This is a genomic window from Aquabacterium sp., from assembly GCF_035476535.1.
Taxonomy (GTDB): domain Bacteria; phylum Pseudomonadota; class Gammaproteobacteria; order Burkholderiales; family Burkholderiaceae_C; genus Pseudaquabacterium.
In genome coordinates, this window is sequence record NZ_DATILJ010000258.1 from 20,701 (window position 1) to 44,209 (window position 23,509).

General features: G+C 67.6%; 21 protein-coding genes and 1 other RNA gene. 9 read left to right on the forward strand and 13 right to left on the reverse strand.

Annotated elements, in window-relative coordinates:
- Nucleotides 1-46 precede the first annotated feature (46 nt).
- Both VLK61_RS26055 and VLK61_RS26060 read left to right on the forward strand, forming a co-directional pair.
- Nucleotides 47-442: a hypothetical protein gene (locus tag VLK61_RS26055; RefSeq protein WP_325425492.1), complete on the forward strand. Its 396-nt coding sequence runs from the start codon at nt 47-49 to the stop codon at nt 440-442.
- Nucleotides 443-545: 103 nt separating this feature from the next.
- Nucleotides 546-1,784, forward strand: a complete 1,239-nt coding sequence (locus VLK61_RS26060; RefSeq protein ID WP_325425494.1) for a patatin-like phospholipase family protein — start codon at nt 546-548, stop codon at nt 1,782-1,784.
- A 48-nt stretch (nt 1,785-1,832) separates the two neighbouring features.
- Here the strand turns inward: VLK61_RS26060 and VLK61_RS26065 are convergent, their stop codons facing one another.
- From VLK61_RS26065 to VLK61_RS26075, 3 genes are read right to left on the reverse strand one after another with little or no spacing between them, the layout of a single operon-like run.
- Nucleotides 1,833-2,642, reverse strand: a complete 810-nt coding sequence (locus VLK61_RS26065) for a DUF5672 family protein (protein ID WP_325425496.1) — start codon at nt 2,640-2,642, stop codon at nt 1,833-1,835.
- 13 nt (nt 2,643-2,655) lie between these two features.
- Nucleotides 2,656-3,753: a glycosyltransferase family 4 protein gene (locus VLK61_RS26070; protein ID WP_325425498.1), complete on the reverse strand. Its 1,098-nt coding sequence runs from the start codon at nt 3,751-3,753 to the stop codon at nt 2,656-2,658.
- The gene (locus VLK61_RS26075) at nt 3,750-4,709 is read right to left on the reverse strand and encodes a glycosyltransferase family 9 protein (protein WP_325425501.1); all 960 of its coding nucleotides are present in this window, start codon (nt 4,707-4,709) and stop codon (nt 3,750-3,752) included. Before VLK61_RS26075 ends, VLK61_RS26070 begins: the two co-directional genes overlap by 4 nt.
- A gap of 79 nt (nt 4,710-4,788) precedes the next feature.
- Here VLK61_RS26075 and VLK61_RS26080 point away from each other — a divergent pair, with 79 nt between their 5' ends.
- Nucleotides 4,789-5,439, forward strand: coding sequence for a DUF4254 domain-containing protein (locus VLK61_RS26080; RefSeq protein WP_325425503.1), 651 nt, complete (start codon nt 4,789-4,791; stop codon nt 5,437-5,439).
- Nucleotides 5,440-6,390, forward strand: a complete 951-nt coding sequence (gene waaC, locus VLK61_RS26085) for a lipopolysaccharide heptosyltransferase I (protein WP_325425505.1) — start codon at nt 5,440-5,442, stop codon at nt 6,388-6,390. It begins immediately after the preceding gene.
- A 9-nt stretch (nt 6,391-6,399) separates the two neighbouring features.
- Here waaC and lapB read toward each other — a convergent pair whose 3' ends face one another.
- The 10 genes from lapB to gyrA all read right to left on the reverse strand — a co-directional run bounded on the left by lapB (nt 6,400) and on the right by gyrA (nt 18,726).
- Nucleotides 6,400-7,551: a lipopolysaccharide assembly protein LapB gene (lapB, locus tag VLK61_RS26090; RefSeq protein ID WP_325425507.1), complete on the reverse strand. Its 1,152-nt coding sequence runs from the start codon at nt 7,549-7,551 to the stop codon at nt 6,400-6,402.
- Nucleotides 7,548-7,868: a LapA family protein gene (locus tag VLK61_RS26095; RefSeq protein ID WP_325425509.1), complete on the reverse strand. Its 321-nt coding sequence runs from the start codon at nt 7,866-7,868 to the stop codon at nt 7,548-7,550. Before VLK61_RS26095 ends, lapB begins: the two co-directional genes overlap by 4 nt.
- Nucleotides 7,869-8,049: 181 nt before the next feature.
- Nucleotides 8,050-8,364 carry an integration host factor subunit beta gene (locus VLK61_RS26100; protein ID WP_325425512.1) on the reverse strand — a complete coding sequence of 105 codons (315 nt, stop codon included), beginning with the start codon at nt 8,362-8,364 and terminating at the stop codon, nt 8,050-8,052.
- 24 nt (nt 8,365-8,388) lie between these two features.
- Entirely contained in the window at nt 8,389-10,101 is a 1,713-nt protein-coding gene (gene rpsA / locus VLK61_RS26105) for a 30S ribosomal protein S1 (RefSeq protein ID WP_325425515.1), read from the reverse strand.
- Nucleotides 10,102-10,274: 173 nt separating this feature from the next.
- The gene (locus VLK61_RS26110; RefSeq protein WP_325425517.1) at nt 10,275-12,287 is read right to left on the reverse strand and encodes a bifunctional 3-phosphoshikimate 1-carboxyvinyltransferase/cytidylate kinase; all 2,013 of its coding nucleotides are present in this window, start codon (nt 12,285-12,287) and stop codon (nt 10,275-10,277) included.
- 41 nt (nt 12,288-12,328) lie between these two features.
- The gene (locus VLK61_RS26115; protein WP_325425519.1) at nt 12,329-13,213 is read right to left on the reverse strand and encodes a prephenate dehydrogenase; all 885 of its coding nucleotides are present in this window, start codon (nt 13,211-13,213) and stop codon (nt 12,329-12,331) included.
- Nucleotides 13,214-13,231: 18 nt separating this feature from the next.
- Nucleotides 13,232-14,332 carry a prephenate dehydratase gene (gene pheA / locus VLK61_RS26120; RefSeq protein WP_325425521.1) on the reverse strand — a complete coding sequence of 367 codons (1,101 nt, stop codon included), beginning with the start codon at nt 14,330-14,332 and terminating at the stop codon, nt 13,232-13,234.
- A 4-nt stretch (nt 14,333-14,336) separates the two neighbouring features.
- Nucleotides 14,337-15,437, reverse strand: a complete 1,101-nt coding sequence (gene serC / locus VLK61_RS26125; protein ID WP_325425523.1) for a 3-phosphoserine/phosphohydroxythreonine transaminase — start codon at nt 15,435-15,437, stop codon at nt 14,337-14,339.
- Nucleotides 15,434-16,084 (reverse strand): hypothetical protein, encoded by a 651-nt coding sequence (locus VLK61_RS26130; protein WP_325425525.1) that lies wholly within the window; start codon nt 16,082-16,084, stop codon nt 15,434-15,436. The genes serC and VLK61_RS26130 overlap by 4 nt, the downstream gene beginning before the upstream one ends.
- Nucleotides 16,081-18,726, reverse strand: coding sequence for a DNA gyrase subunit A (gene gyrA, locus VLK61_RS26135; protein ID WP_325425527.1), 2,646 nt, complete (start codon nt 18,724-18,726; stop codon nt 16,081-16,083). Before gyrA ends, VLK61_RS26130 begins: the two co-directional genes overlap by 4 nt.
- A 272-nt stretch (nt 18,727-18,998) precedes the next feature.
- Between gyrA and ompA the strand changes: the two genes are divergently transcribed.
- From ompA to VLK61_RS26160, 5 genes are all read left to right on the forward strand, one after another.
- The gene (gene ompA / locus VLK61_RS26140; RefSeq protein ID WP_325425529.1) at nt 18,999-19,679 is read left to right on the forward strand and encodes an outer membrane protein OmpA; all 681 of its coding nucleotides are present in this window, start codon (nt 18,999-19,001) and stop codon (nt 19,677-19,679) included.
- A 159-nt stretch (nt 19,680-19,838) separates the two neighbouring features.
- Complete coding sequence (gene ubiG, locus VLK61_RS26145) at nt 19,839-20,540, forward strand: bifunctional 2-polyprenyl-6-hydroxyphenol methylase/3-demethylubiquinol 3-O-methyltransferase UbiG (RefSeq protein WP_325425531.1); 702 nt, start codon at nt 19,839-19,841, stop codon at nt 20,538-20,540.
- A gap of 38 nt (nt 20,541-20,578) precedes the next feature.
- The gene (locus tag VLK61_RS26150; RefSeq protein ID WP_325425537.1) at nt 20,579-21,280 is read left to right on the forward strand and encodes an HAD family hydrolase; all 702 of its coding nucleotides are present in this window, start codon (nt 20,579-20,581) and stop codon (nt 21,278-21,280) included.
- A 12-nt stretch (nt 21,281-21,292) separates the two neighbouring features.
- Nucleotides 21,293-21,666: a transfer-messenger RNA gene (gene ssrA, locus VLK61_RS26155) on the forward strand.
- A 173-nt stretch (nt 21,667-21,839) separates the two neighbouring features.
- Nucleotides 21,840-23,138 carry a tyrosine-type recombinase/integrase gene (locus VLK61_RS26160; protein ID WP_325425533.1) on the forward strand — a complete coding sequence of 433 codons (1,299 nt, stop codon included), beginning with the start codon at nt 21,840-21,842 and terminating at the stop codon, nt 23,136-23,138.
- The last annotated feature ends 371 nt before the right edge of the window (nt 23,139-23,509 follow it).

The following is a 23,509-nucleotide window of genomic DNA, read 5'->3' on the forward strand; positions in this document are numbered from 1 at the left end:
CGCGGGCTGCTACGTTGGAAAAGCATCAAAGCAACAGGAGTGGTCCATGAAGCAAGTCCTTGCCGCTTCACTGGCATCGTTGGCACTCATCGGCGCAGCCGGGTCGGCAGGCGCCACCGATGTCGGCGTGTCGATCGGCATCAGCCAGCCCGGCGTCTACGGCCGCATCGACATCGGCCGCTTCCCACAGCCGGTGGTGGTCGTGCCGCAGCCGGTGTGGGTGGCCCAGCCGCGCGTGGTGGTGACCCGGCCCGAGCCGGTCTACCTGTGGGTGCCGCCCGGCCATCGCAAGCACTGGCACAAGCACTGCGCGCGTTATGGCGCCTGTGGCGCGCCGGTGTACTTCGTCGATGACCGCTGGTACCACCAGCATGTGGCGCCGCCGCCGCATGCGAAGGAAAAGCACAAGCACAAGCACAAGCACAAGGACCATCGCGACTAGCGAGGTCCCCGCCGCCCGGCCTGCGCCGGTGGCCTGAGGCTGGCGGCGCCGCTGCGGGAATTCCAGGGGCGCGCCCGGTAGCGGGGCACCACAGAATGCCCGCATGTACGAAACCCCGCTCACGGGACTGGTGCTGACCGGCGGCGGTGCGCGGGCGGCGTACCAGGTGGGCGTGCTCGCCGCCATCGCGCGCTTGCGCCGGGAATCCGGCACCGACCTGCGGCGCAACCCCTTCGGCGTGATCTGCGGCACCTCGGCCGGTGCCATCAATGCCGCGGCCTTGGCCTGCCAGGCCGACCGCTTCGACGCCGCAGTGGAAGTGTTGTCGCGCGTGTGGCGCGAGTTCCGCGCCGAGCAGGTGTACCGCGCCGATTCATTGGGTGTGATCCGCAGCGGCGCGCAGTGGCTGACGATGCTGTCGATCGGCTGGGTGCTGGCGCGCTGGCGACGCGCGCGGCCGCGTTCGATGCTGAACAACGAACCGCTGGCCGAGCTGCTGGGCCGTGCCGTGCAGTTCGACCGCCTGCCTTCGCTGCTGGGCGCACGCCACCTGCAGGCGCTGGCGATCACCGCGTCCAGCTACAGCAGTGGCGAGCATGTCACCTTCTACCAATCGGCCGCCGAGCAGCCGCCCTGGACGCGCACGCAGCGCGTGGCCGTGCCGACGCAGCTGGCCGTGCCGCATCTGCTGGCCTCGTCGGCGATTCCGTTCGTCTTTCCGGCCACCGAACTGGAGCGCGGCGGCCAGCGCGAATGGTTCGGCGATGGTTCCATGCGCCAGACCGCGCCGATCTCGCCGGCCATCCACCTCGGCGCGCAGCGGCTGGTGATCATCGGCGCGGGCCGCATGCACGAGCCGCCGGGCCGGCAGGTGAAGAACACCGGCTACCCCACGCTGGCGCAGATTGCCGGCCATGCGCTGTCGGGCATCTTTCTCGATGCGCTGATGCTGGATGTCGAGCGCATGGAGCGCATCAACCGCACGCTGGCGCTGCTGCCCGAATCCGCGCGCCGGCAGACGCCGCTGCAGCCGATCCAGGCGCTGGTGATCGCGCCGTCGCAGCGGCTGGATGACATCGCCGCGCGCCACCAGGCGCATCTGCCGGCGCCTGTGCGGGCGCTGTTGCGCGGCGTCGGCGTCAGCGGCTCGGGTCAGGACGCACGCGGTGCGGCGCTGGCGAGTTACCTGCTGTTCGAGGCCTCGTACACACAGGAGCTGATGACGCTGGGCGCCGCCGATGTGCAGGCGCGGCGCGACGAAGTGCGCGGCTTCTTCGGCTGGCAGGGCACGCGCGCGCCGCATGAGACTGTTCCACAAGCCCAGGCCGCCGGCCTGTCCTAGCCCCTGTTGGGAGCGGCCTCACGGGCAGTGGCCTGGCCGCCGCCGCGTTCACCCGCGCCAGCGCGCCCAGGCCAGGCGTGCACGCAGCCGCCAGGTGCGGCGGTCGGACATGCCCAACCGGCGGCGAGCCGCGACGATCAAGGCCGCCGCGTCGAGCTGGCCGCGGTGGATCAGGCGTGCGCAGAGGTCGTGCCCGTCCAGGCCCTGCAGCATCGCGTCCGGCAGCGTGGCCAGCAGGCGCTGCAACTCCGGCAAGGGCATCACGCGATCGAAGTTGAACAGACCGTGGAAGCCGAAGGTCGGTCCGCTGGGCTCAGTCCTCTCGAACGCAAAGTGAGCGGCCATGGCGCGCGGCGCGAAGCGCAGGCCATATTGTTGTTCCAGCCTGTCGCGGTGTACCTGGCAGATGCACAGGTCTTCGGGATGCGAGGGCGGCAGCGCCGGATCCTGCAGCGCCTGCAGCAGCCGCAGCGAGCGCAGTGAAAAACCACCGTTGCCGACCGCGCGCTCACCCGCCACGTCGTGCCAGGGGGCACCGATGTAGTCGTAGTGCAGAAAGGCTGGGTCCCAGGCGCCGGGGCTGGTCACATAACCGTCCCATTGCACGACCAGCAGGTGCGAACTGTGCAGGTAGGGCAGCAGGCCGCGCAGCATGAACTCGGAGTAGGCGGCCACCGAGGCTATGCGCAGCGGCACCAGCTCGATGCCTGGCGGCGCTTCGCTCACCAGCGCGGTGTCGGTGAACAGCAGCACGCGGGCGAATCGAATCCCGGCCATGCAGCGCTGCAGCGCGGCCAGCGCCAGCGCCGGCTCACGGGTGTCGACGCAGCACAGCGTCAGCTCGGGCAGGTCCAGCATGGCCGCGGATTCTTCAGCCCGGGGTCAGCAGAGACAGGTACAGCGCGATGTGCTGCTCCGCGCAGCGCTGCCAGCTGAACTGCTGCGCATGGGCCTTGACCGCCTCGGCGCTGCCGGGTGCTTCATGGGCCGCCAGTCCGTTCTCGACCACGCGGCGCATCGCCGGGCCTTCGAAGCTGACGAAGTAGTGCGCGACTTCGCCGCCGACCTCGGGTAGCGAGGTGCGCCGCGACAGGAACACCGGCTTGCCGAAGTGCATGGCCTCGATCGGCGGCAGGCCGAAGCCTTCGGCCAGCGAGGGGAAGACGAAGCCGCGGCACTGCGCATACAGCCAGGCCTTTTCGGCTTCGTCGATGTCCAGCCGCATCTGCACATTGGTGAGGTCACGCTCGGCCAGCATCTGCTTCACGGCGCTGGTGTAGGGGCTGCTGGCGCCGGCCAGCACCAGGTCTTGCTCGGGCCAGGCGGCGGCCAGGTCCAGCAGCGCGACGATGTTCTTGGTCGGTGCCATGCGGCTGACGTGCAGCAGGAAGGCCTGCCCCGCCAGCTCTGCCACCGGTGTTTGCGCGGCGGCGCTGAGGTCGGTGGCGCCGTTGTGGATCACGCGCGGCGCAGCCGGCAGCGGGCTCAGCTCGGTCTCGATGTCGCGCGCCACGTAGTGCGTGATCGCGACAGTGGCATCGGCACGCTGCAGCCGGCGGCGCGTGCGCTCGCGGTAGCGCTCGATCTTGGTCGCGCCCTTGGTGTGCAGGAAGTTCAGGTCGTGCACGGTCTCCACCAGGCGCTGCGTGCCCAGCGGCGCGCGCAGCCGGTTGTGCTGGTGCAGCGTGTGCCACAGCGCGAAGCGCGAAGTGCGCAGGTGCAGCCAGCGCTGCAGCGTGTGGGTGTCCAGGTAGCCGACGTCCGGGCCGAAGATGCCGTGGAACTCGCGCGGCAGGTGAAAGTGCAGCGCCAGGCCGTGGGCCTGGCGCAGCGCGCCGGCTTGTGCGGCCAGCGCCAGGCCGAGCTGGCGCGAGAACTCGCCGAGGCCGTCGTGCCAATGGCGAATGCGACCGAGGCCGATGCCGACGTGGCGAATGGGCTCGCGTTGTCGGGGTGGATGGCCGCTCATCTTGTGAGCTTGGCTTCGACACGAGCCATCACCTCGTCCACCGCCGGCCAGTCCGGCCAGCGCCGCACGACCTCGACGGCCGGACCCCAGGGCGCCCATTGTTCGGGCTTGGTCGGCCCCAGCACGCTGAGCACCGGCGCGCCCACCGCGGCGGCCAGGTGGGCCGGGCCGGTGTCGTTGGAGACCACCAGCGCGGCACGCCGCAGCAGCCCGCCGTAGGCCCCGAGGTTCACGCCGGCCAGCAGCTTCACGCCCGGATGCTGCTCGGTGATGATGGCCTCTTCGCCGGGTCCCGGGCAGGACACGACGTCCCGCCCGCAGCGCAGCAGCGCCTGCGTGAACTCGGAAAACGCCGGCCAGGTCTTCTGCTGGGCTTCGAACAGGCCACCGGCGAACGGGCAGATGACGACAAAATCCTGACGCACACCATGAGCGGCCAGGACCTCGTCGGCGCGCTGCTGGTCGGCGGCGTGCGTGGCCAGTGCGATGCTGGGCGGCGGGGGCAGTGGCTCGATCCGCAGGAAGCGGCAGGCCAACTCCCAGTAGCTGATCAGCGCATGGCCGCCGTAGGTGATGGGCTCGCTGCGCTTGAGCAACAGGCCACGCGCTTCCTGTGCGTAGCCGACCGCTTTCAGGCCGGCCAGCCGCATTTCCAGCGCACTGGAGAACGAGGTCGGCAGCACCATCGCGTTGTCACGCCGGTCGAAGCCGGAGTCCAGGCGGCAGGCTTCGGCGCGCAAGTGGCGCAGCTGGGCTACCCGCTCACGCAGCCGGCTGTTGGCGCCCGGCCGGGCATGCACCGGCCAGCCCTGGCCGTTCAGCAATGAAGCGGCCCAGCGCGCGCCCACCAACTGTGGCGCATAGCCATGGTCCTGCAGCAGCTGCAGCGCCGGCACGCCGAGGATCACGTCGCCCACCCAGTTGCGCAAGCGGACGATCAACGGGCGGGAAGTCATGCGGAGCAGAGGGTCGACGACAGAGGGTGACGACGCGCACAACGTCGATAATTCGGCTTTTGCATTCTGCCATCCGACCATGCCCCACCCCTTGCTGAGCGCCGCCGACGTGATCACGCTGCACGATGGCCTGCTTGCCGCTGCCGACTGGCCGGCGCAGCAGCCCGCGCCGCGTGACGAGGGGGTCTGGCGCTGGGCGCAGACCAATCACCTGTTCAATTGCCGGCTGTGGGCGGAAGAAGACCTGGCGCGGCGCACGCGGGTCAGCGATGCCGAGATCGCCGCGAACAAGCGCGCGATCGACGGCTTCAACCAGGCCCGCAACGACGCCACCGAGCGTATCGACGAGTTGCTGCTGGTGGCGCTGGGCCTGGTCGACGCCGCGTCGGCACGCACCGACACCCCCGTGTCCACCGTGCCGCACGGGGCGCGGCTGAACAGCGAAACCGCCGGCAGCATGATCGACCGGATGTCGATCATGGCGCTGAAGGTCAACGCGATGCGCGCGCAGACCGAGCGCGAGGATGTCGACAGTGAGCACATCGCCGCCAGCCACGTGAAGCTGGCCCGTCTGAAGCAGCAGCGGGCCGACCTCGGGTCTTGTCTCGATGCGCTGCTGGCCGATGCGCAGGCCGGGCGGGCCTACTTCAAGGTCTACCGTCAGTTCAAGATGTACAACGATGCACGCTTCAATCCGGCGCTGGTTGCCGAAGCCAAGTCGAACCACTGAGTGAAGCTGCTCATCGTCAAGACCTCGTCGATGGGCGACGTGGTGCATGCCTTGCCGGCGATCGACGACATCCGGCGGCTGCGCCCCGGCATCACGATCGACTGGCTGGTCGAAGCGCCGTTCGCGGCGATTCCCCGCCTGCACCCCGCCGTGAGCCGCGTGCTGCCGCTGGCCTGGCGCAAATGGCGCAAGACGCTGTGGCGCAGCGAGACGCGTGCGGCGCTGGCCACGCTGCGCGCCGAGTTGCGCCGCGAGACCTACGACCTGGTGCTGGACCTGCAGGGGCTGCTGAAAAGCGCGATGTGGGGCCTGCAGGCGCGCGGACCGCTGGTGGGCTATGACCGCGCCAGCATCCGCGAGCCGATGGCCGCGCTGTGCTACCAGCGCACGGCCGCCGTCTCGCCGACGCTGCACGCGGTGGAGCGCTGCCGGCGCCTGGCCGCGGCGCACCTCGGCTACCCGATGCCCACCGAAGCACCGGTCTTCGGCATCACGCCGCCGCTGGGCAGCTGGCGCGCGCCGGTGCTGAGCGCGGCGCTGATCCCTTGCGCCAGCCGGCCCGAGAAGCTGTGGCCCGAAGAACACTGGATCGCGCTGGGCCAGCGCCTGCAGCAGGCGCGGTTGAAGCCGGTGCTGATCTGGGGCAGCGACGAAGAACGCCAGCGTGCCGAACGCATTGCCGCCGGCTGCGACGGGCTGGTGCCACCGTTCCTGTCCGTCGCCGATACTGCCGCGGTACTGGGTCAGGTGCGGCAGATCGTCGGGCTGGACACCGGCTTCTCGCACCTCGGCGCGGCCTTCGGCGCACCGACCATCGGCATCTACTGCGACCATGAACCCGGACTGGCCGGCATCACCGGCCCGGGCCGGGTGGCCAGCCTGGGCGGCAAGGGGCAGGTGCCGACGCTGGACGAGGTGCTGGCGCAACTTGAGCGGCACCTGGGTCGTTGACCTCGTGGGTCAGAGTTCCTCTATGCGTTGGGGCGGGAAGCTGTCCCAGCTGAGACAGCCCGGGCATTGCCAGAAGTGGCGCTGGGCTTCGAAGCCGCAGGCGGCGCAGCGGTAGCGCTGCAGCGGCCTCGCGGCGCGGGCGACGGCATCCCGCACGCTCTGGCGAGCGAACTCGGGCCAGCTGGCGCGCGGCGTGTCCAGCAACTCCAGGGCCGCCGACAAGCTGGGCTGGCTGCGCAGCAACTCCAGCAGGCGCGGCGAGGCGCCGGGTGTCGTGCCCTCCAGCGTGGCCAACGCGCGCAGCAGGTCGATCGACGGCAGCCGTTCATACAGCGGCGCCAGCACCTGGGCGGCTGCCTCGGCCTGGCCGGCGGCCTGGGCAAACGCGACGAACTCGTGGGCGACGCGGGCAAACGACTCCGGCGCACGCTGGCGCAATTCGGCCCAGGCGGCGAGCGCGGCCGCGGTGGCGCCCTGGCGTGTCAGCCGCTGCGCGCGCTGCAGCAGCGGGCGTGCTGCATGCGGTGCCACGTCGATGGCCTTGGCCAGCGCACTGTCGGCCGCTGCCGCGTCGCCACGATCGTCGGCCTCCAGCGCCAGTTCGCAGTGGTAGTGCGCGATGCGCGTCGCGAATGAGCCGGTGCCGCTCTTTTCCAGGTGGGCGGCCACTTCGGCGGCGGATCGCCAATCGCGCGAGCGTTCGTACAGGCCCAGCCGCGCCAGCCGCGCTTCGGTATCGAAGGGCGTGCCTTCCAGCGCGCGGAAGGCTTCGTCGGCGCGGTCGAACAGCCCCGCCTTCATGAAGTCCTGGGCCAGCGCGTGCTGGGCGCGCTCGCGCTCGGCGCGGGGCAGGTCGGCGCGCTGCAGCAGGTGCTGGTGCACACGCACCGCACGCTCGAACTCGCCGCGCCGGCGGAACAGGTTGCCGAGCGCGAAGTGCAGTTCGCTGGTGTCGGGGTCGGCCTGCACCGCTTCGATGAAGGCATCGATGGCCTTGTCGGGCTGTTCGTTCAGCAGCAGGTTCAGGCCCTTGAAGTAGGCCTTGGGTGCTTCCCGGTCGGTGCGCTTCCATTGCCGCAGGTCGAAGCGCGAGGCGACCCAGCCCAGCGCAAACGCCACCGGCAGGCCGATCAGCAGCCATTGCCAGTCGAATTCAGTCACAAGCCTTCCCGCGGCGGGTGTTCAGGGCCGAACTCGCTGGGCGCGGCAGTGATCGGATCGAGCACCGGCTTGGGCGGTGGCGGCGGCGGCGGCGCGTTGCGCCGGGCCACGCGGCGGTGCTTCCACCAGGCCGGCACCATCGCCAGCACGCCGAGTGCGGCGCCGCCGGCAAAGGCCACGAGCACGATGATGACCATCGGCGCGCGCCATTGCGCGCCGAAGAACCAGTGCACGACGGCCTGTTGTTCGTTGTTCAGCGCAAACGCGAACAGCGTGAAGAAGATGAAGGCCCGCAGAGCCCAGACGAAGAAGCGCATCGCGGCGCCATTCTAAGGAGTGCCCCAAGGCCGGCTTCGCCGGCCGTCCCCCGAGGGGATCTGAGTAGCCCTGCAGAGCCGGGTCTACTCAGCGCGACGGCCATGAAAAAGGGCCCCGGAGGGCCCCATTGACTGCGGGATGGCGCCACGGCGCCACAGTGACGCGTGCGGGTGCCGATGCCTAACGCCCGATCGGCTCGTCATCAAGCACCGGCAGCCGGTCGTCCACCGATTCACGCAGGGCCTTGCCCGGCTTGAAGTGCGGCACCAGCTTCTCGGGGATCGTCACCTTCTCGCCACTGCGGGGATTGCGCCCCACGCGCGGCGGCCGGCGGTTGATCGAGAAGCTGCCGAAACCGCGGATCTCGATGCGGTGGCCACGCGCCAGGGCGTCGCTCATCGCATCGAGGATCGTTTTCACGGCGAATTCCGTGTCGCGCTGCGTCAGCTGGCCGAATCGTTCGGCCAGCTTGGCCACGAGATCTGAACGCGTCATGTCGGTATCGGCAGTCCTGGCTTCTTATTCCCGGTTGTCCAGCTTGGCGCGCAGCAGGGCGCCCAGGCTGGTGGTGCCGGCGGTCTCGCGCTCGTTGCTCTGCGACAGGCGCTGCATGGCTTCCTGCTGGTCGACGGCGTCCTTGGCCTTGATCGACAGCTGGATCGAACGCGCCTTGCGGTCGACGTTGACGATCATCACCGTGACGTCTTCGCCTTCCTTCAGCACGTTGCGTGCGTCTTCGACGCGGTCGCGGCTGATTTCGCTGGCACGCAGGTAGCCGGTGACATCGTCAGCCAGCTGGATCTCGGCGCCACGCGGATCGACCGTCTTGACCTTGCCGTTGACCAGCGCGCCACGGTCGTTGACCGAGGTGTAGTTGGCAAACGGGTCGCCGTCGAGCTGCTTGATACCCAGCGAGATGCGCTCGCGCTCGACATCGATGCCCAGCACCAGGGCTTCGACTTCCTGGCCCTTCTTGTAGTTGCGCACGGCGGCTTCGCCGGTTTCGTGCCACGACAGGTCGGACAGGTGCACCAAGCCATCGATGCCCTGGGCCAGGCCGACGAACACGCCGAAGTCGGTGATCGACTTGATCGGGCCCTTGACCTTGTCGCCGCGGTGCACGTTCGAGCTGAACTCTTCCCACGGATTGGCCTTGCACTGCTTCATGCCCAGGCTGATGCGGCGCTTGTCTTCGTCGATCTCGAGCACCATGACTTCGACCTCGTCGCCCAGCGTGACGATCTTGCTGGGGGCGACGTTCTTGTTGGTCCAGTCCATTTCCGAGACGTGCACCAGGCCTTCGATGCCGGGTTCGATCTCGACGAACGCGCCGTAGTCGGCGATGTTGGTGACCTTGCCGAACAGGCGGGTCGACGACGGGTAGCGGCGCGACACGCCATGCCACGGGTCATCGCCCAGCTGCTTGATGCCGAGGGAGACGCGGTTCTTCTCGGCGTCGAACTTCAGCACCTTGGCCGACAGTTCCTGGCCGACGGTGACCACTTCGCTCGGGTGACGCACACGGCGCCAGGCCATGTCGGTGATGTGCAGCAGGCCGTCGATGCCGCCGAGGTCGACGAACGCACCGTATTCGGTGATGTTCTTGACCACGCCGTGCACGATGGCGCCTTCTTGCAGCGTCTCGAGCAGCTTGGCGCGTTCTTCGCCCATCGAAGCTTCGACGACCGCGCGGCGCGACAACACGACGTTGTTGCGCTTGCGGTCGAGCTTGATGACCTTGAACTCCATGGTCTTGCCTTCGTACGGCGTCAGGTCCTTGACCGGGCGCGTATCGATCAGCGAGCCGGGCAGGAAGGCGCGGATGCCGTTGACGAGGACCGTCAGGCCGCCCTTGACCTTGCCGGAGACGGTGCCGGAGACGAAGTCACCCGATTCCAGCGCGGTTTCCAGCGACAGCCACGAGGCCAGGCGCTTGGCCTTGTCGCGCGACAGGATGGTGTCGCCGTAGCCGTTTTCGATGGCGTCGATGGCCACCGAGACAAAGTCGCCGACCTGGACTTCAACTTCGCCCTGGTCGTTCTTGAATTCTTCGATCGGAACGTAAGCCTCGCTCTTGAGGCCGGCGTTCACCACCACGTGGCTGTGTTCGATGCGCACGACTTCGGCGGAGATGACCTCGCCGGCGCGCATGTCGCTCTTTTGCAGCGACTCTTCGAACAAGGCGGCAAAGCTTTCCATGCCGGACGGGGTGGCAGTTTGGGTTTGGGACATGTGGGATTCCTTGGTGCCGGCGGAAACCAAGTTTGAGAAGCCGGCGAGTGAATGCAACGGGGGTTGCGGGTGAGTTGACGAAATCGCCGTGCTCGGGACGGTCTGACGACCAGGCGGGAAGCGCGGCGGGCTGGACTGGGAACGACCCGCTTTCAGGCGGCTGGTTCCTTGAGTCACTCTAGCAAATTGCGCTGGGCCCACCACTGGAGGACTTGATCCACCGACTCATCGATGCTCAGGCCCGAGTTGTCGAGCAACAACGCGTCTTCGGCTGGCTGCAAGGGCGCAACGAGGCGACTTTTGTCGCGCGCGTCGCGTGCTTCCAGATCGGCACGAAGGTCGGCGATATTAGCCGGAATCCCCTTTGAAATCAATTGCTTATGCCGGCGTTCGGCACGCATCGCGGGGCTCGCGGTGAGGAACACCTTGAGCGCGGCGGCGGGGAAGATCACCGTGCCCATGTCGCGCCCGTCGGCCACCAGGCCGGGCAGGCGGCGGAACGACAGTTGCAGCGCGTTCAGCGCGGCGCGCACGCCCGGCAGCGCGGCGATGCGGGAGGCCATCGCACCGACCGGCTCCATGCGCAGCTCGGCGGCGACATCCTCGTCGCCGAGCAGCACGCGCTCGCCATCGAAGCGCAGCGTCAGGCTGGCGGCCAGCCGCGACAGCGCGGCTTCGTCGTCGCCGGCCACGCCGCGGCGCTGGGCGGCCAGCGCGGTGGCGCGGTACAGCAACCCCGAATCCAGTTGGTGCCAGCCCAGCCGCGCCGCGACGCTGGCGGCCAGCGTGCCCTTGCCAGACGCGGTGGGCCCGTCGATCGTGATCACCGGGATGTCCTGGCTTTCGGCGCGGGTGACGCTGAACAGCGCCTCGAAGTAGTCCGGGAAGGTCTTCGCGACGCACTTCGGGTCGAGGATGCGCACCGGCAGCCGCGCCGGGTTGAACGCCGCCAGCGACAGGCACATCGCGATGCGATGGTCGTCGTAGGTGTGGATGGCCGCGTGCTGCCAGTCGGCCAGCGCGGCCGGCGGTGTGACTTCGATGAAATCGGCACCTTCGATGACGGTGGCGCCGAGCTTGCGCAACTCGGCGGCCATCGCGGCGATGCGGTCGGTTTCCTTCACGCGCCAACTGGCGATGTTGCTCAGCCGCGTCGTGCCCTCGGCATACAGCGCCATCACCGCCAGCGTCATGGCCGCATCGGGGATGTGGTTGCAATCGAGCGTGATGGCACGCAGTGGCCAGGCGCCGCGGCGGATGGTCAGCCGGCCGGGGCTGCCTTCGATCAGCGCGCCCATGGCCTGGGCGGCTTCGGCAAAACGGATGTCGCCCTGGATCGAATCGGGGCCGACACCCTCGATGCGCACCGGTGCTTCGCTGGCCGCGATGGCGCCGAGCGCGATGAAGTACGAGGCCGACGAGGCATCGGCCTCGACATGGATGTTGCCGGGCGAGCGGTAGACGCTGCCCTGGGGGATGGTGAAGCGTTCGAAGCCTTCGCGCTGCACCGGGATGCCGAAGCGCTGCAGCAGGTTCAGCGTGATCTCGACATAGGGCTTGGAGATCAGCTCGCCATCGACCGCGATGACCACCGGCGCCGCAGCGCTGGCCAGCGGCAAGGCCAGCAGCAAGGCGGTGAGGAACTGGCTGGAGACGTCGCCGCGCACACGGATCTCGCGGCCGGTGTGCAACGTGCCACCGGCCGTGCCGTTCAAGCGCAGCGGCGGGTAGCCCTCGGCGCCGAGGTAGTCGATGCCGCAGCCGAGCTGGCGCAGCGCATCGACCAGGTCGCCGATCGGCCGCTCGTGCATGCGCGGCACGCCGGAGAGCTCGAACCGGCCGCCTTGCAGCGCGACGAGCACGGCCAGCGCGGCGGCCAGCGGGCGCATCGCGGTGCCGGCATTGCCGAGGAACAGCGCCGCGTCGTGCACGGCCAGGCGACCGCCGATGCCGGTGACGCGCAGGCTGCCGCCGGGGCCGTCCTGCAGCGTGCAGCCCAGTGCGCGCAACGCCGCCAGCATCACCCGCGTGTCGTCGGAGTCCAGCAGGTCGTGCACGAGGGTCTGGCCCTCGGCCAGCCCGGCCAGCAGCAACACGCGGTTGGAAATGCTCTTCGAGCCGGGCAGGCGCACCGCGCCGGCAGCGATGCGCAGCGGAGGCAGATCAAGAAAGGGGATGTCGTACATGGAGCAGGTTCAAACCAGGGCCGGCGGCGGCTTGCCGCGGACTACTTGCCAGGGGTGCCGCGCGAGCTGCCGATCTGCCAGTTGCTGCGGCCCTCGGCCGCACCGCGGATCAGGTCTTCCAGCGCCTGCGGGTTGCCAGCGCGGATGACGTGTTCGATCGCATCGAGTGAATGGCGGAAGCGCTGGGCCTGCTTCATCACCTCTTCGCGGTTGGCCAGCAGGATGTCTCGCCACACCGCCGGATCGCTGGCCGCGATGCGCGTGAAATCACGGAACCCCGGGCCGGCCAGCGACAGGAAATCGCGCCCGGCGGGCTGGTTCATGATCGCGCTGAAGTAGGCGAAGGCCAGCAGGTGCGGCAGGTGGCTGACGGCGGCGAAGGCGGAGTCGTGGTTCTCCGGCGTCATCTTCAGCACCTGCGAGCCGATGGCCGACCAGACGTCGGTGGCCTTCTGCACCAGCTCGGGCGCGGTCTGCGCCAGCGGCGTCAGGATCACCTGGCGGCCGGCATACAGTGAGGCATCGGCATGCGCCACGCCGGCGCTCTCCTTGCCGGCGATCGGGTGCGCGGGCACGAAGGCGCCGACGCGTTCCTTCAGCACACGCCGCGCGGTGTCCACCACATCGCGCTTGGTCGAGCCGACGTCCATGAACAGCACATGCGGCTCCACCAGGTGGCGGATGGCCTTGAAGGTGGACTCCGTGGCGGCCACCGGCACGGCGATCAGCACGATGTCCGAACTGGCCACCGCCAGCAGCGCCGATTCGGCGGCGACATCGATCACGCCCAGGCGTTTGGCCAACTCGGTGGTGGACGGCGACTTGCTGTAGCCGACCACGCGCTTGACCAATCCGGCGCGCTTGAGCGCCAGCGCGAACGAGCCGCCCATCAGGCCGCAGCCAATGACACCGAGCTGGTTGAACATGGTCGTGAGGGGCTCGGTCTAGTGCACGTCGATGGGATAGGTGCCCAGCACCTTGAAGAAGGCGCAGGCCTCGCGCAGGGCGCGCAGCGCGGTGCCGACACGCTCTTCGTCCGGGTGGCCCTCGATGTCGATGTAGAAGTAGTACTCCCACTGGCCCGAGCGCGCCGGCCGCGATTCGAAGCGCGTCATCGAGACGCCGTGCACTTTCAGCGGCACCAGCATGTCATGCACCGCGCCAGGCTTGTTGTCGACCGAGACGATCAGGCTGGTGCAGTCGTGGCCGGACGGCTTCGGCGCCGGGTGCCGGTCGGGGTGCGTGATGACCGCGAAGCGCGTGCGGTTGTGGGCGTCATCCTGGATCGCCGGGGCCACGACATGCAGGCCGAACTCGGTCGCTGCGCGCGGGCTGGCGATGGCCGCCAGTCCCGGATCCTGCGACGCCAGCCGGGCGCCTTCGGCGTTGCTGGACACGGGCCGGCGCTCGACATCCGGCAGGTGATGGCTCAGCCAGCCATGGCATTGCGCCAGCGCTTGCGGGTGCGCGCAGACGGCCTTGATCGCAGCCAGGCTGTTGTGCTTGCGCAGCAGGTTGTGACGCACGATCAGGCTGGTCTCGCCGATGATGAACAGTGGCGTCGTCAGGAACAGATCCAGTGAGCGCGCGACCACGCCTTCGGTGGAGTTCTCGACCGGCACCACGCCGAAATCGGCCGCGCCGGCGGTGGTGGCGCGGAACACTTCGTCGAAGCTGGCGCAGGGCACGCGCACGATGGAACTGCCGAAGAAGCCCAGCGCCGCCTCTTCGCTGAAGGTGCCGGCCGGGCCGAGGTAGGCCACGCGCGTCGGCGTTTCCAGCGCGCGGCAGGCCGACATGATCTCGCGCCAGATCGGCGCCACGCTCTCGGCCTGCAGCGGGCCCGGGTTCACGCTCTTCAGGCCGTCGATCACCTGGGCTTCGCGCTCGGGGCGGAAGACCACCGAGCCTTCGCGCTTCTTGACCTCGCCGACCTCCAGCGCCAGCGTGGCGCGGCGGTTCAGCAGCGCCAGCAGTTCGCGGTCCAGCGCATCGATGCGTTCACGCAGCAGCAGCAGTTCGGGTTGTGCAGGAGCGGAAGCCATCGGTTCAGCCATGTCGCCGGGCAAAGTCATTCAAATGGTCCACCAGCGCTTGCACGCCGTCGAGAGGCATCGCGTTGTAGATCGACGCGCGCATGCCACCCACACTCTTGTGGCCCTTCAGCTGTAGCAAGCCGCGTTCCTTGGCGCCAGCGAGGAAGGCCTCGTTCAGCGATTCGTCGCGCAGGAAGAAAGGCACGTTCATGCGCGAGCGGCCATCGCGGGCGACACGATTGACATAGAACGCCGAGGCATCGAGGGTGTCGTACAGCAGCCTGGCCTTGGCGATGTTGCGCGCTTCCATCGCCGCGATGCCGCCTTGCGCCTTCAGCCACCTGAACACCAGCCCGGCGATGTAGATCGCATAGGTGGGCGGCGTGTTGAACATCGAGCCGGCCTCGGCCACCGTCTGGTAGTTGAAGGCGGACGGGCAGATGCTCATCGCATGGCCCAGCAGGTCTTCGCGCACGACGACCATCGTCAGGCCGGCGATGCCGACGTTCTTCTGCGCACCGGCGAAAGCCAGACCGACCTTGGACCAGTCGATGGCACGCGACAGGATGTGCGAGGAGCAATCGATCACCAGCGGCGCATCGCAGCCCAGCGCTGCCAGGTCCGGCAGCGCATGGAACTCGACACCATCGATGGTTTCATTGGTGCACAGATGCACATAGCGCGTGTCCTGGCGCAGCTGCCAGCTGGCCGGCGCGGGCACCGTCGTGTGGCGCTCGGCCTGGTTGCTGGCGGCTACGTGCACATCGGCGTAGCGCTGCGCCTCGCGCGAGGACTTCAGCGACCAGGAGCCGGTGACCACGAAGTCGACCTGGCCGCCACGCGACAGGTTCATCGGCACGATGGCGTTTTCACCGAGCCCGCCCCCCTGCATGAACAGGATGCGGAACTGCGGCGGCACCGCCAGCAGTTCACGCAGGTCGGCTTCCGCGGCTGCTGCGATCGAGATGAACTCGCGGCCGCGATGGCTCATCTCCATCACGCCCATGCCGCAGCCCTGCCAGTCGAGCATGTCCTCGGCCGCCTGGCGCAGCACTGGCTCCGGCAGCGTGGCAGGGCCGGGTGCGAAGTTGTAGGGGCGGCGTCTCAGGCTCATTTCTTGGGCGACGAAGCGGCGGCCTTGGGCGCCGACGCGGAGGCCCTGGGACCCGCTGGCTTGGTGCCTGTCGGTGCGCTGGCGGCACCGGCCGGGTTCAGCCGCTTGCCAATTGTTTCCTGCAGCGCCTGCAGCTTGGGCTCGATCGTCGCGCGCGTTTCGGCCACCAGCTTCTCCTGCAGCACGCGCTGCATGTCCGGGCTCAGTGCATGGTACTTGCGGTAGATCGGCGCCTCGAGCATTGCGATGACCTGCTTCAGCTCGTCTTCGCTGAGCTTTTCTTCGAGCAGCGGGCCGATCGTCGTCGGGCCCAGCTTCAGTGCACGCTCGCGCAGCAGCGGGACCGTCTCGTCGCCGTACTTGCGGATGTCGCCCTGGATGTCCTTGGCCAGCGCTTCACGCTGCTCCGGCGGCACGCGAGTCTGCAGCAGCATGCCGATCTGCTGAACCAGCGGTGCGATCGACTGTTCGGCCAGCTGACGCCCGGCGTTCTCGATCGCGGACTGCTGCAGTTGCACCACTTTCAGGGCCAGTTCTTTCTTGGCCGGCGAGACCGCGCTTGCGGATGAGGCCGTGCCCTGGGCGGCGCACAGGCTCGTGGCGGCGACCAGGACGGCAGCCACCGACAACGAACGGATCAAGGTCATGGGGTCTCGTTGAGAGGTGAAGAGGGATCGGTATCGCCTTCGGCTTCGCCGCCGGCATCATTGGCATCGTTCTCGACGATGCGTTGCAGGCCCGAGAGCTTGGAGCCGTCGTCCAGCGCGATCAGCGTCACGCCTTGGGTGGCGCGGCCGAGTTCACGGATCTCCGAGACGCGGGTGCGCACCAGCACGCCCCTGTCGGTGATCAGCATGATCTCGTCGGTCGGCCGCACCAGCGTGGCGGCCACGACCTTGCCGTTGCGCTCGCTCTGCTGGATCGCGATCATGCCCTTGGTGCCGCGGCCGTGCCGCGTGTACTCGACGATCGAGGTGCGCTTGCCATAGCCGTTCTCGGTGGCGGTGAGCACGCTCTGGGTTTCGTCTTCGGCCACCAGCATCGCGATGACGTTCTGGCCATCGTCGAGCATCATGCCGCGCACGCCGCGGGCCTGGCGGCCCATCGGGCGCACGTCGTCCTCATCGAAGCGCACGGCCTTGCCGCCATCGCTGAACAGCATCACGTCGTGCTTGCCGTCGGTGAGTGCGGCGCCGATCAACTGGTCGCCCTGGTCGAGGTCGACGGCGATGATGCCGGCCTTGCGCGGGTTGCTGAATTCATCGAGCGCGGTCTTCTTCACGGTGCCTAGCGCCGTGCCCATGAAGATGAAGTGGTCGGCGGGGAAGGTCCGGAACTCGCCGGTCAGCGGCAGCACCACGGTGACCTTCTCGCCCGGTTGCAACGGGAACATGTTGACGATGGGCTTGCCGCGTGAATTGCGCGAGCCCTGCGGCACTTCCCAGACTTTCAGCCAATAGACGCGGCCACGGTCGCTGAAGCACAGGATCCAGTCGTGCGTATTGGCGATGAAGAGTTGGTCGATCCAATCGTCTTCCTTGGTCTGCGTGGCCTGCTTGCCGCGGCCGCCGCGGCGCTGCGCGCGGTATTCGGCCAGCGGCTGACTCTTGACATAGCCGGTGTGGCTGAGCGTGACCACCATGTCGGTGGGTGTGATCAGATCCTCGGTGCCGAGTTCCTGCACGTTGTGTTCGATCACGCTGCGGCGCACCGCCAGCTTGGTCGTGCCGAACTCGGCTTTCAGCGCAATCAACTCGTCGCCGATGATCGTCGTCACCCGCTCGGGCTGGGCCAGGATGTCCAGCAGATCGGCGATCTGGGCCATCACTTCCTTGTATTCGCCGATGATCTTGTCCTGCTCCAGCCCGGTCAGGCGCTGCAGGCGCATCTGCAGGATTTCACCGGCCTGGTCGTCGGACAGGCGATAGAGGCCATCGGCCTGCAGCCCGTATTGCGCCGGCAGGCCCTCAGGCCGGTAGGCGGCGCGGCCGCCGGTGGTGTCGCCTTCGGCGCGGATCAGCATCTCGCGCACCAGCGAGGAGTCCCAGCTCTTGGCCATCAGCCCGGTCTTGGCCACCGGCGGTGTCGGCGAGTTCTTGATGATCTCGATGAACTCGTCGATGTTGGCCAGCGCCACGGCCAGGCCTTCGAGCACATGGCCGCGCTCACGGGCCTTGCGCAACTCGTACACCGTGCGGCGGGTGACCACCTCGCGCCGGTGTTCGAGGAAGATGTCGAGCAGTGTCTTCAGGTTGCACAGCTTGGGCTGGCCATCGATCAGCGCCACCATGTTGATGCCGAAGGTGTCCTGCAGCTGCGTCTGCTTGTACAGGTTGTTCAGCACCACCTCGGGCACTTCACCGCGCTTCAACTCGATGACGACGCGCATGCCCGACTTGTCGGACTCGTCCTGGATGTGGCTGATGCCTTCGATCTTCTTCTCGTGCACCAACTCGGCAATGCGCTCGAGCAGCGTCTTCTTGTTAACTTGGTAAGGGATTTCGTCGACGATGATCGACTGGCGCGCGCCCTTGTCGATGTCTTCGAAGTGGCACTTGGCCCGCATCACCACCTTGCCGCGGCCGGTGCGGTAGCCTTCGCGCACACCATTGAGGCCGTAGATGATGCCGGCAGTCGGGAAGTCCGGCGCCGGGATGATCTCCATCAACTCTTCGAGCGTGGCCTGCGGTGCCTTCAGCAGGTGCAGGCAGGCGTCCACCACCTCATTCAGGTTATGCGGAGGGATGTTGGTCGCCATGCCCACGGCGATGCCGGCCGCGCCGTTGATCAGCAGGTTCGGCAGCCGGGTCGGCAGCACCGTCGGCTCTTTCTCCGAGCCGTCGTAGTTCGGCGCGAAGTCGACCGTTTCCTTGTCCAGGTCGGCCAGCATCTCGTGCGCAATCTTGGACAGGCGGATTTCGGTATAGCGCATGGCCGCGGCGTTGTCGCCATCGACCGAGCCGAAGTTGCCCTGGCCATCGACCAGCATGTGGCGCAGCGAGAAATCCTGCGCCATGCGCACGATGGTGTCGTAGACGGCGGTGTCCCCGTGCGGGTGGTACTTACCGATCACATCACCGACGATGCGCGCTGACTTCTTGTAGGCGCGGTTCCAGTCGTTGTTCAACTCGTGCATCGCGAACAGCACGCGGCGATGCACCGGTTTCAGGCCGTCGCGCGCATCCGGCAACGCACGGCCGACGATCACGCTCATCGCGTAATCGAGGTATGAACGCCGCATCTCCTCTTCGAGGCTGATGGGCAGGGTTTCCTTGGCAAACTGGGTCATGCGCGGGGCGGCGGTCACGCCGATGCAAAGGGGGCCGCGGGCAGACGGCCCGCGCGGCAACAGCTCATTCTATGCGGCCGCTGTTGTCGCGGCTTCGCAACATCACGGCAGGCTGGCCGCTTCCATCGGCTGAAAATGCAGCCTGCCAAAGATCCTCTGGCACAATGTTTTGTCGGTGGTGAAGGCTCGCCAAAACGAGTTTTTGCCGGCTCTTATTGCTTCCGATTTGGACGTATCGCAGGCCTACTGCGGCTTTCCTTGAGAGGAGAATCATGAAGAAACTGAACAAGGTGGCGGTGCTCTTCGCCTCGGCTGCATTGGCCGTGCCGATGATGGCGCTTGCCCAGGGCAAGTCGATTGACAACTGGCGCAGCACCGATGGCACCGTCTGGCGGAATGGCGATGGCACGTTGTGCTGGCGCAATTCGGTCTGGACGCCCGCCACCGCGGCCGAGGAATGCGACGGCGCGATCAAGCCCGAACCGCCCAAGCCTGCCGCTCCGCCCGCTCCGGCGCCTGTGGCCCCGGCTGCACCGGCCGCTCCGGCACCTGCTCCGGCTCCCGCCGCTCCGCCTGCTCCTCCCGCTCCGGTGAGCGAAAAGGTTACTTTCGCCGCTGATGCATTCTTCGACTTCGACAAGTCGGTGCTGAAGCCCGAAGCCAAGGCCAAGCTTGATGACTTGGTCAGCAAGACCGGTGGCATCAACCTCGAAGTCATCATCGCCGTCGGCCACACCGACTCGATCGGCAGCGACGCCTACAACCAGAAGTTGTCGGTGGCACGCTCGGAATCGGTCAAGGCCTACCTGGTCGGCAAGGGCGTCGAGAAGAACCGCGTCTATACCGAAGGCAAGGGTGAGAAGCAGCCCGTGGCTGACAACAAGACCGATGAGGGCCGGGCCAAGAACCGCCGCGTCGAGATTGAAGTCGTCGGCACGCGCACCCGCAAGTGACCGTTGTGGACCGAGTGATCTGCAAGTAAACCTTGCGGATCGGTTGACCCGCAAGTAGACCTTTCCAGGTTTGCTCGAAAACCCCGCCTCGGCGGGGTTTTTTGCTTTGTGCGCCCGGCACGGCCGCACGCTTGCCGATCAGCCGGGTAGCATCGCCGGATGATCAATGCCGACCCTTTGGAGCTTGCCAAGTTCGGCGAGCTCGCGCACCGCTGGTGGGACCCCGACGGTGAGTTCCGCCCGCTTCACCAGATCAACCCCTTGCGGCTGGACTGGATCGATGGCCTGGCCCGTGTGGCCGGCAAGACCGTGGCCGACATCGGCTGTGGCGGCGGCATCCTGGCCGAATCGATGGCGCGGCGCGGTGCCGATGTGCTAGGCATCGATTTGTCGAGCAAGCCACTGAAGGTGGCGCAACTGCACGCACTGGAAGCCGAAGTGGGCGGCTTGGCCTACCGGGAGCAATCCGCCGAATCGCTGGCCGCTGAACGACCGGGCCAGTTCGATCTGGTGACTTGCATGGAGATGCTGGAGCATGTGCCCGAACCGGCCTCGGTGGTGCGTGCCTGCGCCACGCTGGTCAAGCCGGGCGGCTGGGCGTTCTTCTCGACGATCCACCGCAATGCCAAGGCCTTTGTGATGGCCATCGTCGGTGCCGAGCATGTGCTGAAGCTGCTGCCCAAGGGTACGCACGAATACGCCCGCTTCATCCGGCCGAGCGAACTGGCACGCTGGGCGCGTGAGGCCGGGCTCGAGGTGGCGCAGTTCAAGGGCATGGAATACAACCCGCTGACGCAGCGCTACCGCCTGTCGGCGGACACCTCGGTGAACTACCTCCTGGCCTGCCGCAAACCGACATGAATGCCGCCAGCCCGACGACCTGCGTCGTCTGCTCCCCAATGGGGTCAAGCCAAGTGGCAGAGCCACAGGTGTTTGTGAGAGCGCACTGCGCCGCCGTGCTGTTCGACCTGGACGGCACCTTGATCGACAGCGCACCCGACCTGGCCGGTGCCGCGAACGACCTGCGCGCGGCGCAAGACCTGCCGCCGCTGCCCTATGAGCGCTTGCGGCCGATGGTCGGCTCGGGCGCGCGCGGCATGGTCGGTGCGGCCTTCGGCCTGGTGCCCGGCGACGCGGGTTTCGAAGCCCTGCGTGACGCGTTCCTTGCGCGTTATGCGCAGCGCCTGCTGCAGGAGACCTGTGTCTTCGCGGCGGTGAAGCCCTTGCTGCAGGCCTTGGCGGAAGTGGGCCTGCCCTGGGGCATCGTCACCAACAAGGCGATGCGCTTTGCCGAGCCGGTGGTGCAGGGCCTGGGCCTGCACCAGCAGGCGGCGGTGCTGATTGCCGGGGATACCACGCCGCATGCCAAGCCGCATCCGGCGCCGCTGCTCGAAGCGGCGCGCCGGTTGGGCCTGCCGGCGTCGCGCTGCGTCTACGTCGGCGACGATCAACGCGACATGCAGGCCGGACGCAGCGCCGGCATGGCCACGCTCGCGGCGGCCTGGGGCTACCTGGGCGCGGGCGAGTCGGTGGAGGCCTGGGGCGCCGATCAGGTGCTGCAATCGCCGATGCAGCTCTTGAACTGGCTGGAACTGGCCTAAACTACGCGTTCTGGGGCCGACCTGGCTTCGACGTGGGTACGGAGTCGGTTCAGGGCATGCCGAGCACCAGTCAGCTCGTAAATCCATCTGGAAACAAAGTAACTGCGAACGATACTTCGTACGCCCTCGCCGCTTAAAACCGGTGAGCCTCGCAACGGTTGGCCGATGGGCCGGGCCTGAAGCCGCAAGGCGGAAGGCTGCGAGGTTATTCACATTGGCTGGTGCTGAGCCGGGTCACTCGGCTCAGGACGAGATTCAGTGACTGGTGGTTCAGGTAGCGTGCTGCTGCGCGACCGGAACCATGAGATCCAAATCAGACAGCTACGCATGTAGAACTGGCCGGTGATGGCTTGCGGACGGGGGTTCAATTCCCCCCGGCTCCACCAAGTTAAGGTCCACATAGGACCGCAAAGCAGAAAAGCGCTAAGGAAATCAACGCCTTAGCGCTTTTTTCATGTCCAGATAGATGCGGGTAACGCCGCTACTTGCCGCCAAACCTGCGGGTAGCTTTGCGGGTAACCCGTTCGGATGTGGGTTCATGCGGGGTAAAGTTACCCGCATGGCAAGCACAGACACCCTCACAGACAAAACCATCCGCGCCAAATTGAAGGCGGCCGCAGCAACCAGCAAACCGGTCAAGCTGAGCGATGGCGGAGGCCTGCGCCTGGATGTGCAGCCCGGCGGCGCCGGCTGGTGGCGCCTTCGCTACCGCTTCGCCGGCAAGGAACAAATGCTGTCGCTGGGTGTGTACCCCGACGTGCCGCTGGCGCTGGCCCGACAGCGGCGCGATGAGGCGCGAGGCCTGATCGCAGCCGGCGTTGACCCCAGCGCCGCGCGCAAGGCCGACAAGGCGGCCCAGGCGGCCCAGGCTGAGGCTGACCGGCTTGCAGCCGAGGGGAAGCCCGGGCCGGGCACTTTCGAGGCCGTAGCGCGGGAGTGGCTGACCACAGTTCACGAAGTCAAGGTGAGTGCCGGCCATGCCGAGCGAACCCGCATCAGGTTCGAGCAAGACGCGTTCCCCTGGTTGGGCCGACGGCCCGTCGGCGAGCTTGAGGCGCCGGAACTGCTCACCTGCCTGCGCCGAGTGACGGCGCGGGGTGCCATCGAAACCGCGCACCGTCTGAAAGACGCCTGCGGGCAGGTGTTTCGCTACGGCATCGCCACCGGGACGTGCACGCGCAATCCGGCCGCCGATCTGCGCGACGCGCTGCCGCCCGTGCCGACGCGTCACTTGGCCGCTATCGTGGACCCCAAGCGAGCCGCCGAGCTGTTGCGTGCGATGGGCGACTATGCCGGCCATCCTGTCACGCGCGATGCGCTGGCGCTGTCGGCGCTGCTGTTCCTGCGCCCAGGTGAACTGCGGCAGATGGAGTGGGCATGGGTCGATCTGGAAGGCGCGCAGGTGGCGATTCCCGGCGCACTGATGAAGCGTCGCAAGAACGACAAGGCAAATGGCGGTGCGCATGTTGTCCCGCTTGCGCCGCAAGCCGTGGCGATCCTCAAGGAACTGCGCTCGCTCACTGGGCACGGCCGCTACGTGTTCCCGTCGCTGCTGACCGGCGAGCGGTGCATGAGCGAAAACACGGTTCGCAGTGCGTTGCGCCGGCTGGGCTACAGCAATGACGACATGACGGCCCACGGGTTCCGCGCGATGGCCCGCACGATGGCCGCCGAGCGCCTTGGAATCGACCCTCAGGTGATCGAAGCGCAGTTGGCGCACGCGGTGCCTGATGCCCTGGGCAGGGCCTACAACCGCACCACGTTCGCCGAGCAGCGCCGCGAACTGATGGTGAGGTGGGCCGACTACCTAGACCGCTTGCGCGATGGCGCGCAGGTGCTGCCGTTCAAGGCTGCGTAGGGCGTCTCTCCCAGGGCCGTTCACGAGTAGCGGCCACGCATCTCGACAACACCGCCGGCGCAATTGCCGGGGTCCGTGAAGTCGGGCGGAGCCTCGCGTCTCGTCGTGCCTGTTGCCGGCCAGCGCCATTGCCGTTTCGGGCGATGGAGATGCTGTTGCGCTCTTTCGGGGCGCCCGATGACTCATCAGCCTCCCGGCCGCAGCCTGGCTTCAAGTGGTCGCGCTTTTGCCGTAAGCGTTCCGCCAACCCATCTATCCCCGGGACGATGAAGCAGCGAATCTCGCGTCTCGGCAATCAACGAACGAGGCGAGATGACCACGGATCGACAACATGCGCAGCGGTGCATGGAGCAGGTGGAGGCGTATCGTGC

Bases quoted from the DNA above. Each gene is read 5' to 3' on its own strand.
- VLK61_RS26055 (WP_325425492.1), top strand. From the start codon at position 47: ATGAAGCAAGTCCTTGCCGCTTCACTGGCATCGTTGGCACTCATCGGC.
- VLK61_RS26060 (WP_325425494.1), top strand. From the start codon at position 546: ATGTACGAAACCCCGCTCACGGGACTGGTGCTGACCGGCGGCGGTGCG.
- VLK61_RS26065 (WP_325425496.1), bottom strand. From the start codon at position 2,642: ATGCTGGACCTGCCCGAGCTGACGCTGTGCTGCGTCGACACCCGTGAG.
- VLK61_RS26070 (WP_325425498.1), bottom strand. From the start codon at position 3,753: ATGAGCGGCCATCCACCCCGACAACGCGAGCCCATTCGCCACGTCGGC.
- VLK61_RS26075 (WP_325425501.1), bottom strand. From the start codon at position 4,709: ATGACTTCCCGCCCGTTGATCGTCCGCTTGCGCAACTGGGTGGGCGAC.
- VLK61_RS26080 (WP_325425503.1), top strand. From the start codon at position 4,789: ATGCCCCACCCCTTGCTGAGCGCCGCCGACGTGATCACGCTGCACGAT.
- VLK61_RS26095 (WP_325425509.1), bottom strand. From the start codon at position 7,868: ATGCGCTTCTTCGTCTGGGCTCTGCGGGCCTTCATCTTCTTCACGCTG.
- VLK61_RS26100 (WP_325425512.1), bottom strand. From the start codon at position 8,364: ATGACGCGTTCAGATCTCGTGGCCAAGCTGGCCGAACGATTCGGCCAG.
- rpsA (WP_325425515.1), bottom strand. From the start codon at position 10,101: ATGTCCCAAACCCAAACTGCCACCCCGTCCGGCATGGAAAGCTTTGCC.
- VLK61_RS26110 (WP_325425517.1), bottom strand. From the start codon at position 12,287: ATGTACGACATCCCCTTTCTTGATCTGCCTCCGCTGCGCATCGCTGCC.
- VLK61_RS26115 (WP_325425519.1), bottom strand. From the start codon at position 13,213: ATGTTCAACCAGCTCGGTGTCATTGGCTGCGGCCTGATGGGCGGCTCG.
- pheA (WP_325425521.1), bottom strand. From the start codon at position 14,332: ATGGCTTCCGCTCCTGCACAACCCGAACTGCTGCTGCTGCGTGAACGC.
- serC (WP_325425523.1), bottom strand. From the start codon at position 15,437: ATGAGCCTGAGACGCCGCCCCTACAACTTCGCACCCGGCCCTGCCACG.
- VLK61_RS26130 (WP_325425525.1), bottom strand. From the start codon at position 16,084: ATGACCTTGATCCGTTCGTTGTCGGTGGCTGCCGTCCTGGTCGCCGCC.
- gyrA (WP_325425527.1), bottom strand. From the start codon at position 18,726: ATGACCCAGTTTGCCAAGGAAACCCTGCCCATCAGCCTCGAAGAGGAG.
- ompA (WP_325425529.1), top strand. From the start codon at position 18,999: ATGAAGAAACTGAACAAGGTGGCGGTGCTCTTCGCCTCGGCTGCATTG.
- ubiG (WP_325425531.1), top strand. From the start codon at position 19,839: ATGATCAATGCCGACCCTTTGGAGCTTGCCAAGTTCGGCGAGCTCGCG.
- VLK61_RS26150 (WP_325425537.1), top strand. From the start codon at position 20,579: ATGGGGTCAAGCCAAGTGGCAGAGCCACAGGTGTTTGTGAGAGCGCAC.
- VLK61_RS26160 (WP_325425533.1), top strand. From the start codon at position 21,840: ATGGCAAGCACAGACACCCTCACAGACAAAACCATCCGCGCCAAATTG.